This is a genomic window from Pseudodesulfovibrio mercurii, assembly GCF_000189295.2.
Classification (GTDB): Bacteria; Desulfobacterota; Desulfovibrionia; order Desulfovibrionales; family Desulfovibrionaceae; genus Pseudodesulfovibrio; species Pseudodesulfovibrio mercurii.
The window spans coordinates 2,509,734-2,524,132 of the sequence record NC_016803.1 but is presented as its reverse complement, the minus strand read 5'-3'; the positions used below and the strand labels follow the sequence as shown (position 1 = coordinate 2,524,132).

The 14,399-nt window shown below is 63.0% G+C and carries 15 protein-coding genes; 10 read left to right on the top strand and 5 right to left on the bottom strand.

Annotation, left to right across the window (positions count from 1 at the left end; all coding sequences use genetic code 11):
- Window positions 1-34: 34 nt before the first annotated feature.
- Entirely contained in the window at window positions 35-1,117 is a 1,083-nt protein-coding gene (gene queA, locus DND132_RS11445) for a tRNA preQ1(34) S-adenosylmethionine ribosyltransferase-isomerase QueA (RefSeq protein WP_014322906.1), read from the bottom strand.
- Window positions 1,118-1,274: 157 nt separating this feature from the next.
- Here queA and DND132_RS11440 point away from each other — a divergent pair, with 157 nt between their 5' ends.
- The 6 genes from DND132_RS11440 (at window position 1,275) to DND132_RS11415 (ending at window position 6,837) form a co-directional block, all read left to right on the top strand.
- Entirely contained in the window at window positions 1,275-1,958 is a 684-nt protein-coding gene (locus DND132_RS11440) for a hypothetical protein (RefSeq protein WP_014322905.1), read from the top strand.
- Between the two features lie 44 nt (window positions 1,959-2,002).
- The gene (locus DND132_RS11435; protein WP_014322904.1) at window positions 2,003-2,461 is read left to right on the top strand and encodes a hypothetical protein; all 459 of its coding nucleotides are present in this window, start codon (window positions 2,003-2,005) and stop codon (window positions 2,459-2,461) included.
- A gap of 1 nt (window position 2,462) precedes the next feature.
- Window positions 2,463-3,689 (top strand): bifunctional phosphopantothenoylcysteine decarboxylase/phosphopantothenate--cysteine ligase CoaBC, encoded by a 1,227-nt coding sequence (gene coaBC / locus DND132_RS11430; RefSeq protein ID WP_014322903.1) that lies wholly within the window; start codon window positions 2,463-2,465, stop codon window positions 3,687-3,689.
- A complete protein-coding gene (locus tag DND132_RS18325) occupies window positions 3,665-4,435 on the top strand; it encodes a hypothetical protein (RefSeq protein ID WP_014322902.1) in 771 nt (256 codons plus the stop codon). The genes coaBC and DND132_RS18325 overlap by 25 nt, the downstream gene beginning before the upstream one ends.
- Window positions 4,436-4,824: 389 nt before the next feature.
- Window positions 4,825-5,832, top strand: coding sequence for an NAD-dependent epimerase (locus DND132_RS11420; RefSeq protein WP_014322901.1), 1,008 nt, complete (start codon window positions 4,825-4,827; stop codon window positions 5,830-5,832).
- Between the two features lie 231 nt (window positions 5,833-6,063).
- Window positions 6,064-6,837 carry a ParA family protein gene (locus DND132_RS11415; protein ID WP_041916108.1) on the top strand — a complete coding sequence of 258 codons (774 nt, stop codon included), beginning with the start codon at window positions 6,064-6,066 and terminating at the stop codon, window positions 6,835-6,837.
- Between the two features lie 64 nt (window positions 6,838-6,901).
- On the opposite strand, the gene DND132_RS11410 is transcribed toward DND132_RS11415, so the two are convergent.
- A complete protein-coding gene (locus tag DND132_RS11410; RefSeq protein ID WP_014322899.1) occupies window positions 6,902-7,336 on the bottom strand; it encodes a hypothetical protein in 435 nt (144 codons plus the stop codon).
- An 89-nt stretch (window positions 7,337-7,425) separates the two neighbouring features.
- Between DND132_RS11410 and DND132_RS11405 the strand changes: the two genes are divergently transcribed.
- The 3 genes from DND132_RS11405 to DND132_RS11395 all read left to right on the top strand — a co-directional run bounded on the left by DND132_RS11405 (window position 7,426) and on the right by DND132_RS11395 (window position 10,856).
- The gene (locus DND132_RS11405) at window positions 7,426-8,343 is read left to right on the top strand and encodes a ParB/RepB/Spo0J family partition protein (RefSeq protein ID WP_014322898.1); all 918 of its coding nucleotides are present in this window, start codon (window positions 7,426-7,428) and stop codon (window positions 8,341-8,343) included.
- Between the two features lie 177 nt (window positions 8,344-8,520).
- Window positions 8,521-9,522, top strand: coding sequence for a D-glycero-beta-D-manno-heptose-7-phosphate kinase (rfaE1, locus tag DND132_RS11400; RefSeq protein WP_014322897.1), 1,002 nt, complete (start codon window positions 8,521-8,523; stop codon window positions 9,520-9,522).
- 38 nt (window positions 9,523-9,560) lie between these two features.
- A complete protein-coding gene (locus DND132_RS11395; RefSeq protein ID WP_014322896.1) occupies window positions 9,561-10,856 on the top strand; it encodes an ATP-dependent 6-phosphofructokinase in 1,296 nt (431 codons plus the stop codon).
- Between the two features lie 308 nt (window positions 10,857-11,164).
- Here DND132_RS11395 and DND132_RS11390 read toward each other — a convergent pair whose 3' ends face one another.
- The 3 genes from DND132_RS11390 to DND132_RS11380 all read right to left on the bottom strand — a co-directional run bounded on the left by DND132_RS11390 (window position 11,165) and on the right by DND132_RS11380 (window position 12,865).
- A complete protein-coding gene (locus tag DND132_RS11390) occupies window positions 11,165-11,569 on the bottom strand; it encodes a hypothetical protein (RefSeq protein WP_014322895.1) in 405 nt (134 codons plus the stop codon).
- Between the two features lie 10 nt (window positions 11,570-11,579).
- Window positions 11,580-11,831: a helix-turn-helix domain-containing protein gene (locus DND132_RS11385; protein WP_014322894.1), complete on the bottom strand. Its 252-nt coding sequence runs from the start codon at window positions 11,829-11,831 to the stop codon at window positions 11,580-11,582.
- A 476-nt stretch (window positions 11,832-12,307) separates the two neighbouring features.
- Window positions 12,308-12,865: a MarR family winged helix-turn-helix transcriptional regulator gene (locus DND132_RS11380; protein WP_014322893.1), complete on the bottom strand. Its 558-nt coding sequence runs from the start codon at window positions 12,863-12,865 to the stop codon at window positions 12,308-12,310.
- Window positions 12,866-12,992: 127 nt separating this feature from the next.
- On the opposite strand from DND132_RS11380, the gene DND132_RS11375 reads away from it, so the two are divergent.
- Window positions 12,993-14,390, top strand: coding sequence for an MATE family efflux transporter (locus DND132_RS11375; protein WP_014322892.1), 1,398 nt, complete (start codon window positions 12,993-12,995; stop codon window positions 14,388-14,390).
- The last annotated feature ends 9 nt before the right edge of the window (window positions 14,391-14,399 follow it).

The window sequence follows — 14,399 nt, the reverse complement described above, 5'->3', positions numbered from 1 at the left end:
CAGTTCTGTAAGTGATGATGAATGGTTGCCGCGTCTACCTGATGAGCATCGCATCCCCGTAGGAGAAGAAGCGGAAGTCGTTTTCAAGGGCGAACGCATAGGCATCCAGGATCGTTTTTCTGCCAGCAAGAGCCGAGATCATAATGATGAGCGACGATTCTGGCAAATGGAAGTTCGTCAGAATACCGTCGATAACCTTGAAAGTATAGCCCGGGGATATGAATATGTCCGTTTCTCCACGGAATTGCCGTATGGAACCGGCCTCGCGGACCATGCCTTCCAGGGTCCGGGCGCTGGTGGTGCCCACGGCGATGACCGGCCGCCCTTCGGCCTTGGCCCCGCGCACGGCCTCGGCGGTTTCCTCGCTCACCTCGATGTATTCGGCGTGCATGCGGTGGTCGCGGATGTCCGGGCAGCGCACCGGGCTGAAGGTCCCGTAGCCCACGTAGAGCGTCACCTCGGCCCACTGGATGCCCTTGGCCCGGATGCGCTCGCGCAGCTCCGGGGTGAAGTGCAGCCCGGCCGTGGGCGCGGCCACGGACCCGGTCTTGGACCGGTCGGCGTAGGTGGTCTGGTAGCGCTCGCGGTCGGCTTCAACGTCCGGGCGCTTGATGTACGGCGGCAGGGGCAGGTGGCCCAGGCTGTTGAACAGCGCTGTCAGGTCCCCCTTCCAGCGCAGTTCCACCTGCCAGCGGCCGAACTCCCCGGCTTCCAGCGCGGTCAGGGAAAAGTCGTCGGCAAAGGTCACGGTCGCGCCGGGTTTGGGTCCCTTGGAGGCGCGCAGCAGCCCTTCGGCCCGGACGGTCAGCCAGCCGTCCCGCTCCTCGGGTGTGAGCAGCGGCAGGGGCGTGAGCAGCAGGAACTCCACCTGGCCGCCCGTGGGCTTGCGGCCGAAGACGCGCGCCGGGATGACGCGCGAGTTGTTGGCCACCAGCAGGCAGTCGTCCGGCAGGTAGTCCAGGAGATCGGTGAACCGGGCCGGGGTCAGGGAACGGGCCGCGCGGTCCAGGACCAGGAGCCTGGACCCGTCGCGGCGGGCGGCGGGTTCCTGGGCGATGCGGTCCTCGGGCAGGGGATAGTCGTAGCTCGACAGGCGGTAATCTTCGGGTATTTCCATAAATATAGGTTCCATCGTCTTGTTGGACCCGGTTGTACAACATCTCCAATTTCTACGTAATCTTTTTCTTTTCCAATAATATCGGTCGGATATGCCAAGTGGCCGCCAATGGGTCCGAAGGGCTTGATATTGGCCGGATTCATGGTATTTCATAGGCATGAATTGGCTTTCCGTGGCTGAGATAGCCAAACGCACCCGCATCCCCGCGCCGACGGCGCGTCGGTACGCCGCCCTTTTCAAGGACTTCCTCGGGGGCCGAAAGGTCGGCCGCGTGACGAAATACCCGGAGGACTCCGTGGTGGTCTTCGAACGCATTTCTCATCTTTACGGGGACGGGCTGGTCACCAACGAGATAGACGACCGGCTGCACAGCGAGTTCCCCCGGACCATCGAGGTGGACCACACCCCGGCCGCCGCCGGTCCGGTTCCGGCCATGGAGGGATTCGCCGACCTGGCCGCCACCTTCAACGACGTGCTCTCCCGCGTGACCGCCTGCATGGAGGTCATCGCGGACCAGAAGTCCATCATCGAACGGCAGCAGGACGACATCCACAAGCTCAAGACCGCCTTCGTGCTCCTGGCCCGCAGCCAGAAGCGCATCAAGCAGCTGCCCCCCGGCCCGGCCGCACTGCCCGAGGACCTGCTCGAACAAACCAGGGCGCTCGAGGCCAAGGACGCCGAGATCGAGGAGATGGCCCTGAAGCTGACCTTCGACACCTCGGACATCAAGGCCAAGCTCCAGATCCTGGAGAGCGAGCTGGTCCGGCTGCGCAAGGACCGCCGGGACATGGAACGATACCTTCAGGACAAGATCGACCGGCTCAAGGAAGCCGCGTCCTGAACCCAACCGCAACGACATCACCGCACATACCGAGGGAGGAAACCATGCGTTCATTCATCAAACTGCTCCTGCCGCTCCTGATCATCGGCCTGTTGGCCGCCTGCACCGCCAGGACCGGCTCGAACTCGTCCGGGGCCGAACCCCAGGCCTCGTCCCAGACGCAGGAACCGGACTACTACCTCGACTTCGACGACATCATGATCCCCAAGGAGATCAGCTACGTCAACGACGGCTCCTACAAGCTGGACAACGCCAAGTTCCGCGCCTCGATCATGAAGTTCAAGGGCCGCGTGGAGATTCCCGAACTGGTCCAGTATTTCCTGAACAACATGACCAAGGACAACTGGACCCTGGTGTCCAACAACAAGGCCAGCTCGGTCCAGTTCCTGACCTTCGAGAAGTACAACAAGAGCTGCGTCATCGAGATCGACGACACCTTCGCCTCGGCCACCACGACCATCTTCGCGGTGGAGGTCAAGGACGCCGACGCCAAGAGAAAGTAGCATGCAGCCCCATTACGGTTTTGCCGGATTCATGGGCAAGCGCGTCCACCTGGGCGTGACCGGGTCCATCGCCGCGTACAAGGCGCTGGACCTCGCCCGCGCCCTGCAACAGGCGGACTGCATGGTCTCGGCCACCCTGACCGACGCCGCCCGCCGGTTCGTGACCCCCCTCTCCTTCGAGGCGCTCGGCGCGTCGCCGGTCTACACGGGCATGTTCTCCGAGACCCCGGACGCGGACACCGCCTTCGGCCATCTGGAACCGGGCCAGGCCGCGGACGCGATGGTCGTGGCCCCGGCCTCGGCCAACACCCTGGCCAGGCTGGCCTTCGGTCTGGCCGACGACATGCTTTCCTGCCAGGCCCTGGCCTTCCCCGGCCCCAAGATCGTGGCCCCGGCCATGAACCCGCGCATGTGGGCGGCCCCGGCCACCCAGCGCAACTGGGCCACCCTCGGGGAGCTCGGCTACATCCGCGTGGCCCCGGAGTGCGGCTCCGTGGCCTGCGGCGAAACCGGCACCGGGCGGCTGGCCCCGGTGGACGAGATTTTCCTGGCCGTGCTCAAGGCCCTGACCCCCCAGGATCTGGCGGGCCGGAACGTCCTGGTCACCCTGGGCCCCACCCGCGAGCCGTGGGACGCGGTGCGCTTCTGGTCCAACCCGTCCAGCGGGACCATGGGCGCGTGCGTGGCCATGGCCGCCTGGCTGCGCGGCGCGGACGTGACCGTGGTGGCCGGGCCCACCGCCCTGACCTTCCCCTGCGACGTGGCCGTGGTCTCGGTGACCACCGCCCGGCAGATGTTCGCCGCCTGCACCGACCTGTGGCCGTCCATGGACATGGCCTGCCTGACCGCGGCCGTGGCCGACTACCGGCCCGTGCCCTTCGGCGAGACCAAGTTCAAGAAGTCCACCTCGGCGGGCGCGGGCATCACCGTGGAGTTCGAGACCAACCCGGACATCCTCAAGACCCTGGGCGAATCCAAGCGGCCGGACCAGAAGCTCATCGGCTTCGCGGCCGAGACCGGCAACCTGCGCGAGGAGGCCGCCCGCAAGCTCGAGAGCAAGCACCTGGACCTCATTGCGACCAACGACATCGGCAAGTCGGGCAGCGGCTTCGGCGTGGCCACCAACGAGATGTACGTGCTCGACGCCAAGGGCCGCCGCGAACAGTGGCCCCAACTGCCCAAGACCGAAGTGGCCTGGAGACTATGGGATCACCTTCTGCTCGACTGAACCTGCGCGAGAGCCTGCGCCCCTGGCTGGAGTCCGGCCTGGAGTTCGTCTACGCGCCGGGCGGCATGGCCGCCCAGGCGCAGCCCGAACCCGTGACGGCGCAGCCCGGCGTTGTGGACGCGCAACGCGAACCCATTGCCGCTCAGCCCAAACCCGAGGCGCAGCCCCGGACCCGTCCGTCGCAACAACCGGCCCGGCAGCCGCAGCAACAACCGGCTCGGCAGGCGGCCCGTCCGACCGTGGCCCGGCCGCAGGCGACACCGCCCTCCCCGGCTCCGTCCGCTCCCGCCTCCGCCCCGGCCCCGAATTTCCCGGACCCGTGGTCCGCGTTCCTGCGTTTCACCAAACCGGGCGCGCGCGTGGTCATGACCTACATGGAGCTCGGCCTGGACCTGTCCGGGCAGTCCGACCCCAGGCGGCGCGGCGTGCTCAAGAATCTCCAGGCGCACCTGAAGTGGCCCGCCGGGACCATCAACTTCTGGCCCGTGGCCGCCCTGACCGGCGGCGCGCTCCAGCCCGACACGGCCATGTTCTGGCGCGGCTGGGAGCTGTGGCGCACCCCGCACATCGTCTGCTTCGGCGACGAGGCCCTGCGGGTCGTCCTGCCCGATGCGGACCCGCAGGTGGTCACCCACCTGCTCGAGACCGTCATCGTCCACAAGCTGCCCCCCCTGGCCCGGCTGGTGGACATGCTCCCCCACGAACAACAGATGGCCGTGGATTCCATCGCCGGCATCCGTCTGTAGCCCGTTTTTTCGACCCATTGCCCCTTCGCCGCCAGCCCGTCCCGCCTTTTTCTCCGAATTTCGCCCGGAATCGCCCCTGGACGCACTTTGCGTGGTGCGGCAGGCCCGTGTCCGGATTTTATGCGAAAGGCGCTGTCCGGGCCGTTTCCGGCGATGCCCCGCAAACCCCCGGCCCCCAACGGTTTGCGGTCGTTTGGGACAAGATTGACACCCTCCGGCCCTCCGGGGGGCCCCTCGTCGGGAGGGGTCTTCGAAAACCAAATATTGCGCGCTTGCCCTGGGGGCACGAAATGGAGTATGAGCTTGTGGCGGCGCGCACCGCCCCATGATGGCGCGCCGCATACCTCGCCAAAAACACCTGAGCACAATCAGGCATAAGGACCATGCATATGAAGATACTTGTCACCGGAGCCGCGGGCTTCATCGGCTTTCATCTTTCCAAGCGGCTGACCGATGCGGGCCATGAAGTCATTGGCCTGGACAACCTGAACGACTACTACGACGTCAACCTGAAGAAGGACCGCCTCAAGATCCTTGAGCAGTCCCCCTTGTTCCGCCACGTGAACATCAATCTCGAGGACGCCCAGCCCATGAGCGAGCTGTTCCAGGCCGAACGGTTCACCCACGTGGTCAACCTGGCGGCCCAGGCGGGCGTCCGTTACTCCATCGAGAACCCCCGCTCCTACATCGACTCCAACGTGGTCGGATTTCTCAACATTCTTGAGGGTTGTCGCCACAACAAGGTCGAACACCTGGTCTACGCCTCCAGCTCCTCGGTCTACGGCATGAACACCAAGATGCCGCTCAACCCGCACGAGGGCGTGGATCATCCCATGAGCCTGTACGCGGCCACCAAAAAGTCCAACGAGATGATGGCCCACTCCTATTCGAGCCTCTACAACCTGCCCACCACCGGGCTGCGCTTCTTTACGGTATATGGGCCGTGGGGCCGCCCGGACATGGCGCTCTTCCTGTTCACCAAGAACATCATCGAGGACAAGCCCATCAACGTCTTCAACTACGGCAAGATGCGCCGCGACTTCACCTACATCGACGACATCGTCGAGGGCGTTGTCCGGGTCATGCAGCGCACCGCCACCCCGAACCCCGACTGGGACGGCGACCATCCGGACCCGTGCACCAGCTCGGTCCCCTACCAGATCTACAACATCGGCAACAACACCGTGGTCGAGCTGTCTCGGTACATCGAGGTCATCGAAGAGGTTGTCGGCAAGAAGGCCATCTACAACTACATGCCCATGCAGGCGGGCGACGTCCCGGCCACCGAGGCGGACGTCTCCGACCTTCAGGCCGACGTCGGGTTCAAGCCGGACACCACCATCGAGGAAGGCATCCGCAAGTTCATCGAGTGGTATCACGAATACTACGGCAAATAGGCGCTGATCATCACGATCATCAAGGGCGGCGTCAGCCGCCCTTTTTTGTGTCTTTTTCTCCCTATTCCACCCTCTCCCCTTGCCTTTGCCTTTTTTTCCGCCTACGACAATCGAAACGACAAGAGGACAATGTTTCACGTGAAACACCGCCTGTTCAGGGGTTAATTGTTTCACGTGAAACAAACGACGGAGTCTCGAACGCACCGAATGCAGCTCGAAAGCGAGGGTCATGTGGCGAGAAGAATCGTGATTGCGAATCAAAAGGGCGGCGTGGGCAAGACCACCACCGCCATCAACCTGGCGGCCTCCCTGGCCGTGATGGAAAAGCGCGTCCTGCTGGTTGACTGCGACCCCCAGGGAAACGCCTCCAGCGGGCTCGGCTTCTACCCCGGCGATAAGCGCGAAAACATCTACACCGTGCTCTTCGAGCCGAAGAACATCGGCAAGGCCATCCTCCCGACCGGCATACCCTACCTGGACATCCTGCCCGGAACGCAGGACTTGGTCGGCGCGGAGATCGAGCTGGTGGACAAGTTCGGACGTGAGTTCTACCTGCGCGAACTCATCGACCAGGCGGACCCCGAGTATGATTTCATCCTCATCGACTGCCCCCCCTCCCTCGGCCTGCTGACGGTCAACGCCCTGTGCGCGGCCGACGAGCTGCTCGTGCCGTTGCAGTGCGAGTATTACGCATTGGAGGGCATCGCGCAGTTGCTCATGACCTACGAGCTGGTCCGCAAGCGGCTCAATCCGGGGCTCGATATCCTCGGCGTGGTCCTGACCATGTACGATTCGAGAAACCGGCTGTCGTGGCAGGTGAAAAACGAGGTACGCAAGGCGTTCCCCCAGCACCTGTTCGAGACGATCATTCCGAGGAACGTGCGTCTGTCCGAGGCGCCGAGCTTCGGTAAACCGGTGATCAATTACGATATCAAGTCGCGGGGTGCGGAGGCGTACCTGGCGCTGGCCCAGGAAGTGGAGCGCAGCTCCACGGCCGGGGCCTGACGGGTTCTTTGACGGGAGCGCCGCATCGTGATGATCGAGCGGCGCGGGCGTGAGCGATGGGTGATCAGTACCGCCCTTCCTTGGAGGTGATCTTCTCCTCGCGGTAGGGCGTGCATTCGGTGACGATCTCGTCCTTGAAGTGCTTCTTGACCACCTTGGCCCGGCAGTCCATGCACTGGAAGGCCACCAGCCCGGCGAGGTTCGCGCTGGTCAGGCGGAACTTACGCGGCTCATCAGAGGACCAGTCCTCGGTGCGGTTGCCGCAGTTTTCGCAGGCCACGTCCATGTCCACGGCATACGGGAAATCCCAATATTGCGTGAGGGTTTCCCAGTCGGCCAGCGGCTCGGGCTTTACTTCGGGCGCGTCGGGCGCGTCGTTCTCGTTCACCCCGAGGGCATCCATGACCAGGGCGCGGACCGTGGTCCAGGCCTCGGCGGTCAGCAGGGCGCCGATGAGGTTGCCGTCCTTGTCGAAGAGTTCGTTGATCTGATCGGACATGTTCGCTCCGTATGGTTTTCTTCGGGGCGTTATAGGCACTCAAGCATTTTTGGGCAAGGATTGAATTACCAGCGAGACAGGAGTCATATATGACAGCGACGAACAGGGGACTTGGACGGGGATTGGATGCATTGCTGGGCGGCGTGCGCGAGGATGAAAAGGTCACGGCCGATGCCGCCGAGGTGCGCCTGATTCCGGTGGGGGCCATCACCCCCAACCCGCACCAGCCCCGGCGCGAATTCTCCGAGGAGGCCCTGAACGACCTGGCCGCCTCCATCGAGACGCGCGGCGTGCTCCAGCCCATCCTGGTCCGCCCCCTTGGCAAGGGCAAATACGAGCTGGTCGCCGGTGAGCGGCGGCTGCGCGCCTCCAGGAAGGCCGGGCTCACGGACATCCCCTCCCTGGTTCGGGAGATGACCGACCAGGAGAGCCTGGCCATCGCTCTGATCGAGAATTTGCAGCGCGAGGACCTGAACGCCGTGGAAGAGGCGCTCGGCTACCAGCGGTTGCAGCAGGAGTTCGGGCTGAGCCAGGAGGAACTGGCCCGTCAGGTGGGCAAGAGCCGTTCCGCCGTGGCCAACTCCCTGCGTCTGCTCAACCTGCCGGAAAGCGTGCAGACCGCCATCCAGCAGAACGTCCTGTCCGCCGGGCACGGTCGGGCGATCATGGCCGTGAGCGCTCCCGAGCCCCAGGCCGAACTGCACCGCCGCATCGCCGAGAACGGCCTGACTGTGCGCCAGGCCGAGGCCCAGGCCTCTTTCTTCAAGCAGCACGGACGGCTGCCCGGCGCGGACGAGATCGGGGCCGCGCCCTCCTCCCGCTCGGCCAAGTCCGAACCTCGGCCGTTGGACCCCCGCCTGGAGACCCTCCAGGGCGAACTTTCCGATTTGTTGGGCCTTACGGTCAAAATCTCCGGCTCCCCGGAAAAAGGTAAATTGACGGTTAGTTACGCGGCTGAAGATGACTTGCGGTCCGTTGCGGAAAGGTTCGGGGTCGAGTTCGCGTAGGTAGCCGGGTCCCTCCCCTGCCGCCGAATGCGGCCCTTCGTGAGCGGTGAGTGATACGCTGCGATCACGCAGCCTGGGATTCGAAGGCAGAGCCCCGGAGCGCGGCGTGACGGCGATCGTTTGTAAATTGACGACAACAACGGGAAAAAATTGGTTGTTTACAATATGTCACATGCAATGATTCTGGAAGCGGTCAAGGCCCTCAAGGGGCACAAGGTCATGATCATCGGCGATCTCATGCTGGATCACTACCTCATGGGCGGCGTGGAGCGCATCTCCCCCGAGGCGCCGGTGCCGGTGGTCCAGGTCAAGGAGGAATCCTTTCTTCTGGGCGGCGCGGGCAACGTGGCCCGGAACATCGCGGACCTGGGCGGCAAGCCCCTGCTCATCGGGGCCGTGGGCACGGACCGTAACGGGGAAATTCTCGAGAGTTTATGCGAACATGCGGGGTTGAGCACGCGGCTCATCCAGGACGGCGGCCGGCCCACAACGGTCAAGACCCGGATCATCGCCCACAACCAGCAGGTGGTCCGCGTGGACCAGGAACGCGTCGGCCCCCTCTCTCCGGCCGAGATGGACACCCTGTTCCTCATCCTTGAGGAGAACCTGCCTGATTTTCCGGTGATCATCCTGTCCGACTACGGCAAGGGATTCATCTCGAAGGCGTTCATGGACCGCTTCATGCCCCTGGTCCAGGCCCGTTCCACCCCGCCCCTGGTCCTGGTGGACCCCAAGACCGTGAATTACGACCTCTACCGGGACGTGGACCTGCTCACTCCCAACACCAAGGAGGCCAGCGAGGGCGCCAACCTGCCGGTCTCGGACCGCTCGTCCATCATCGCGGCGGGCCGGGCCATCTTCGACCGGCTTAATTGCCGCAACCTTTTGATCACCCTCGGGCCCGACGGCATGGCCCTGTTCGAGGGCCGGGATTCCATCCGGCACATCCCGACCTTTGCGCGCAAGGTCTTCGACGTCACCGGCGCGGGCGACACGGTCATCGCCACCGCCGCACTGGCCCTGGCGGCGGGCATGGACCTGCTGACCGCCTGCACCCTGGCCAACTACGCGGCGGGCGTGGTCGTGGGCCAGGTGGGCGCGGCCTCGGCAACCCCCGAGGATCTCGACGAAACCATTGCGGAACTGCCGGAACCCCAGGTGACCGCCTGGACGGAATGACCAGCTGTCATCCATGAGGGAATACGGAGCGTAATATTATGAAACGCCTGGATTTCGTTACGGAAATACCGAATCTCGGCAAGGCCAAGATCAAATCGCCGCTGAAGAACGCCCGGTTCGTGGACGAGTCGATTCCGGTGACGCTGATGCTTACCTCGGGCGAGCTGACCGAGTTGGACACCGACGTACTGCAAAAGGATTTCGAAAAGGCCGGACCGCGCGAGCAGGTCTATTTCGACACCTCCAAGGCGCGCTGCGCCGTCGTCACCTGCGGCGGCATCTGCCCGGGCATCAACGACGTCATCCGGGCCATCGTGCACGAGGCCCACTACCACTACGGCGTGCGCCACGTGCTCGGCATCACCAACGGGCTGCGCGGCTTCATTCCCAAGTACGGCTACGACATCAAGGAACTCACCCCGGAGACCGTCTCACACATCCACCAGTTCGGCGGGACCATCCTGGGTTCGTCGCGCGGGCTTCAGGACCCGGTGGAGATCGTCGATTCACTGGAGCGGCTGAACATCAACATCCTGTTCGTCATCGGCGGCGACGGCGCCATGCGCGCGGCCAGGTCCATCGTCAACGAGATATCCGAGCGCAAGCGGAACATCGCCGTCATCGGCATCCCCAAGACCATCGACAACGACATCAACTTCATCACCCGCTCCTTTGGTTTCGACACGGCCGTGGAAAAGGCCGCCGAGGTCATCCAGTGCGCCCACGTGGAGGCCACCGGCATCGACATGGGCGTGGGTCTGGTCAAGCTCATGGGCCGGGAAGCGGGCTTCATCGCGGCCCAGGCCACCCTGGCCATGCAGGAGGTCAACTTCCTCCTGGTCCCGGAACAGCCCTTCACCCTGGCCGGACCGGGCGGCTTGCTCGAGGCCGTGGAGACCCGGCTCAAGGAACGCAAGCATTCCATCATCGTCTGCGCCGAGGGCGCGGGCCAGGATCTGCTCGGCGGGGAACTCGAACGAGACCCCTCGGGCAACCCCAAACTGGGCGACATCTGCGGCCTCATCGTCTCCGAACTCGAGAAATACGCCCTGTCCAAGGATTTTGAGATCAACATAAAATTCATTGATCCCAGCTACCTGATTCGATCCGTCCCGGCCAATGCGGGCGATCGGGTCTACTGCGGATTCCTCGGGCAGAACGCCGTGCACGCGGCCATGGCCGGCAAGACCGCCATGGTCGTCTCCCGGCTCAAATCGAGCATGGTCCACCTGCCCCTGGACCTGGTGGCCACCGAACGCCGCCGCATCAACATCAACTCCGACTGGTGGGCCTCCGTCATGGAAGCCACCGGGCAACGCGAGTATCTCAAGTAGAGGAAGAATGATGCCCCCGGTCTCCCATTCCTTCTCCCTTCCAGAATTTTTCGTGCGCTACGCGAGTGCGACAAGCCCCGCCGGGACCTGCCGCTTGGCGGGAAATTCGAGAGAGGTATTGGGAAATAGGATAACCGAGTTTGCACGGAGCCCGCGTAGCGGCGATAAAATGTTTTGGAGAGTCCAGAGAACCTTTTACAAAAGGTTCTCTGGCGGGGTCCGAAGCAGCGCCCCGGCCGCCGTAGGCAGTAAAAAGGTAATAAAAAAGGGGCCATTGGCCCCTTTTTTATTACCTTTCCTATGCGAATTTATTCGTTCACGGCGAGTTTGCGGCGGACCTGTTCGCTGACCTGTGCGCCTGCGGCTTCCTTTTCGGATTCCAGGGCCACGGCCAGGAGTTCGAAGAGCTGGTCGTAGTTGAATTCGAGGCTCAGGCTGCCGTTGGTGACGATGCAGCTGTCCTCGCCCTCTTCCACGCGGTAGGCGCGGCGTTCGCGGGCGTGTCCGATGGCGGAGATGATGCCGTAGACGAGCTTGTCGTCCTGGGCACGGTACAGCTTTTCCATGGTCAGCATGCCGGTGCCGTCGTCGAAGTACATTTCCTCGCCGATGAGTTGGCCGGTGACCGCGATGTCCTCGCCGAAATCATTGGGCAGGGTAACGTTCAGGATCGGGTCGCCCCCGTCATAACCGCCAACCGTTCTTTTCGACATGCCGCTCTCCTTAGTCCAGAGGGAGTTTGAATTGGTCCGGCGCGGTCTTCCTCTTGCCCGAAGGGGCCGCCGCCTTCATTCCACTCTCTAAAAATTCCATCAAGGCCTGTTCGGGCACGCGCCACTGGCTGCCGATCTTGATGGCCTTGATGTCGCCGCTGGTGATCAACCGGTAGGCCGTTCTCTGGTGAACCCGCAAATAGTCCGCGACTTCCCGCACGGTAAGCAGGATCGGCGGCCTGGGTGCATTTGCGTTGTCCATAATGTCACAATCCGACCTATGATGTTCATTCTTTGACATAGGGTGTCAAAGATTGTCAACAAAGTACAACGTTGTCCCATATTGTCTAGAGTTATTCTAGAAAGAAACCTATAAAAAGGAATTACAGGACGTTGTTGTTAATTAGGGAAGCCATAGCAGATTCCGCCGGAAAAAATAATGGGAAAAAACCACGAATCGGACTTTCCCCGGTCACTTCCGGCCCCGCACGCGTAGCATGCGGCAAATCGCCGCGTCAATGGCCGCAGGTGGACATGTTATCGAAAAAGATTATGGTTTCAGTAGATTAAAAAAGAATATTCGCTGGGGACAATTAATGGGGTACGCGAAGAAGCGGTTTATGGGGAACCATGCGGTGGAGTGTGGAGCCGGGCGGTAAATGCGGTGCGCAAGGCTCGTCAGGCGGGGAAATATGGTCTGCAAGCGTATTTGTGGTTGGTTGCGGTTCGAATTTCCGCCTACTTTTTGATTTCGTCCACGAGCATGACCATGCCGTCGTCCTCGTTCACCTCGTCGAGCAGGACCAGAGTGGCGTCGTCCAGGTCCGAGACGAGCTGGTCGTTCATCTGGGTGAGGATGCGTCGGAAATAGCGGCGGTCGTTGATGCTCAACCGGTGGTTGACCACCTTTTGCAGGTCGTCGATGGCCGCCAGAACCAGTTTGCGCAACCCCGCGCCCGTGTCGGACAGGACGATGATGGACTGCCGCCGGTCCCTGGGGTTGCGTTCGCAGGTCAGAAAGCCGTCCCGCTCCATCCGCTTGAGGGTGTTGGACAGGGTGGCCTGTTCCACGTCCAGGCTTTCGTGCAGCGTCTTCTGGGTGATGCCATCCCCTTCCCAGAGGCGGAAGAACACCTCCAGGTAGCCGGGTTTCACGCCATGCGGGTCCAGCCGCTTGGACAACCCCTTGGTGTACAGGCGCTGGAATCGGGACATGGCCGGATAAAACAGGTATTCCGCTTTCTGGTCCACGTATTCGTCCAGGATTACAGGTTGGTACCGGATGTTCCATAGCATGCTGTATTTTAAATGACAAGATGTGAACGGGGCATGATTCCACTTTACCGGCGCGCCGCGCCGGTATAGGTTGCCAATGCCGGACCGATGCCCTGTCGCGGGCGGTCCGCAACAAACGAGGAAAAAAATGTATCTGGTGGAACGTTGGCGTGCGCAAGGCGGGTATCGGGAGGCCCTCAATATCGGGCTGCCCCTGGTCGTCAGCATGGTCTCCAACACGGTCATGACCTTCACGGACCGAATATTTCTGGGCAACTACTCCCTGGAGGCCCTGGGCGCCTCCCTGCCGGCCAACGTCATGGCCTTCCTGTTCCTGTCCTTTTTCATGGGCGTGTCCGAGTACGTCAACGTGTTCATCGCCCAGTACACGGGCGCGTGCCGTCCGGCGGACGTGGGCCGCGCCCTGTGGGTGGGCCTCTGGTTCTGCGTGCCGTCCGGGCTGCTGCTCGCGGCCCTGGCCTTTTTCGCGGAGCCGCTGTTCGGGCTGGTCGGCCACCCCGAGTCCATCCGGCGTCTCGAGATCGTCTATTTCCAGATCCTCACGGTGGGCAGCCTGCCCTGCCTGCTCGGCATGTGCCTGTCCAACTTCTTTGCCGGGCGCGGCCTGACCAAGCCGGTCATGCTCATCAGTCTGGGCTCTATCTTCATCAACATTCCGCTGGATTACTGTCTGATCAACGGTATCGGGCCCTTCCCGGAGATGGGCATCGCCGGTGCGGGCCTGGCCACGGTCATCGGCTTCATCGTGCCGCTGATCGTCTACATCCGGCTGATCTTCACCCGCAAGAACGAAGCCCTGTTCCGGGTCCGGTCCGCCTGGCGGTTCGACCACGCCCTGTTCGCCCGGTTCCTGCGTTTTGGCCTGCCCGGCGGGGTCCAGTTCTTCCTGGACATGTTCGCGGTTTCGTTCTTCGTCTTCATCATCGGCCGCTTCGGTCCCGTGGAACTGGCCTCCACAAGCGCGGTCTTCTCCATCTACAACCTGGCCTTCCTGCCGACCATCGGCCTGCACGTGGCGGCCAGCATCATGGTTGGCCAGGCCATGGGCGACGGCAACCCGGACCGTGCGGCCTTCTGCACCCACTCGGTCCTGCACATCGCCCTGGCCTACATGGGCGTCATGGCCGTTGTCTTCTGGGTCATGCCGGAATTCCTGCTCAACCTGTTCCGGCCCCGCGACGTGACCGGCATCGATTTCAACGCGGTCCTGGCCATGGGCGGGGTGCTCATGCGCTACTGCGCCGTGTTCACCCTGCTCGACGCCCTGGCCATCGTCTACATGGGCGGGCTCAAGGGCGCGGGCGACACCCGGTTCATCATGTTCGTCATGGGCACCGGCTCCATCGTCTGCCTGGTCATCCCCCTGCTGGTGCTCAACGGACTGGGCATCACCAGCATCCACGGGCCGTGGATGTTCCTGCTCCTCTACGTGGTCATCCTGGCCTCCACCTTCATGACCCGTTTCCGCAAGGGCCCCTGGCGGCGCATCGATCTCATAGGCCGCGAAAAGCCCGAAAGGGGTTGAACCGGGCTT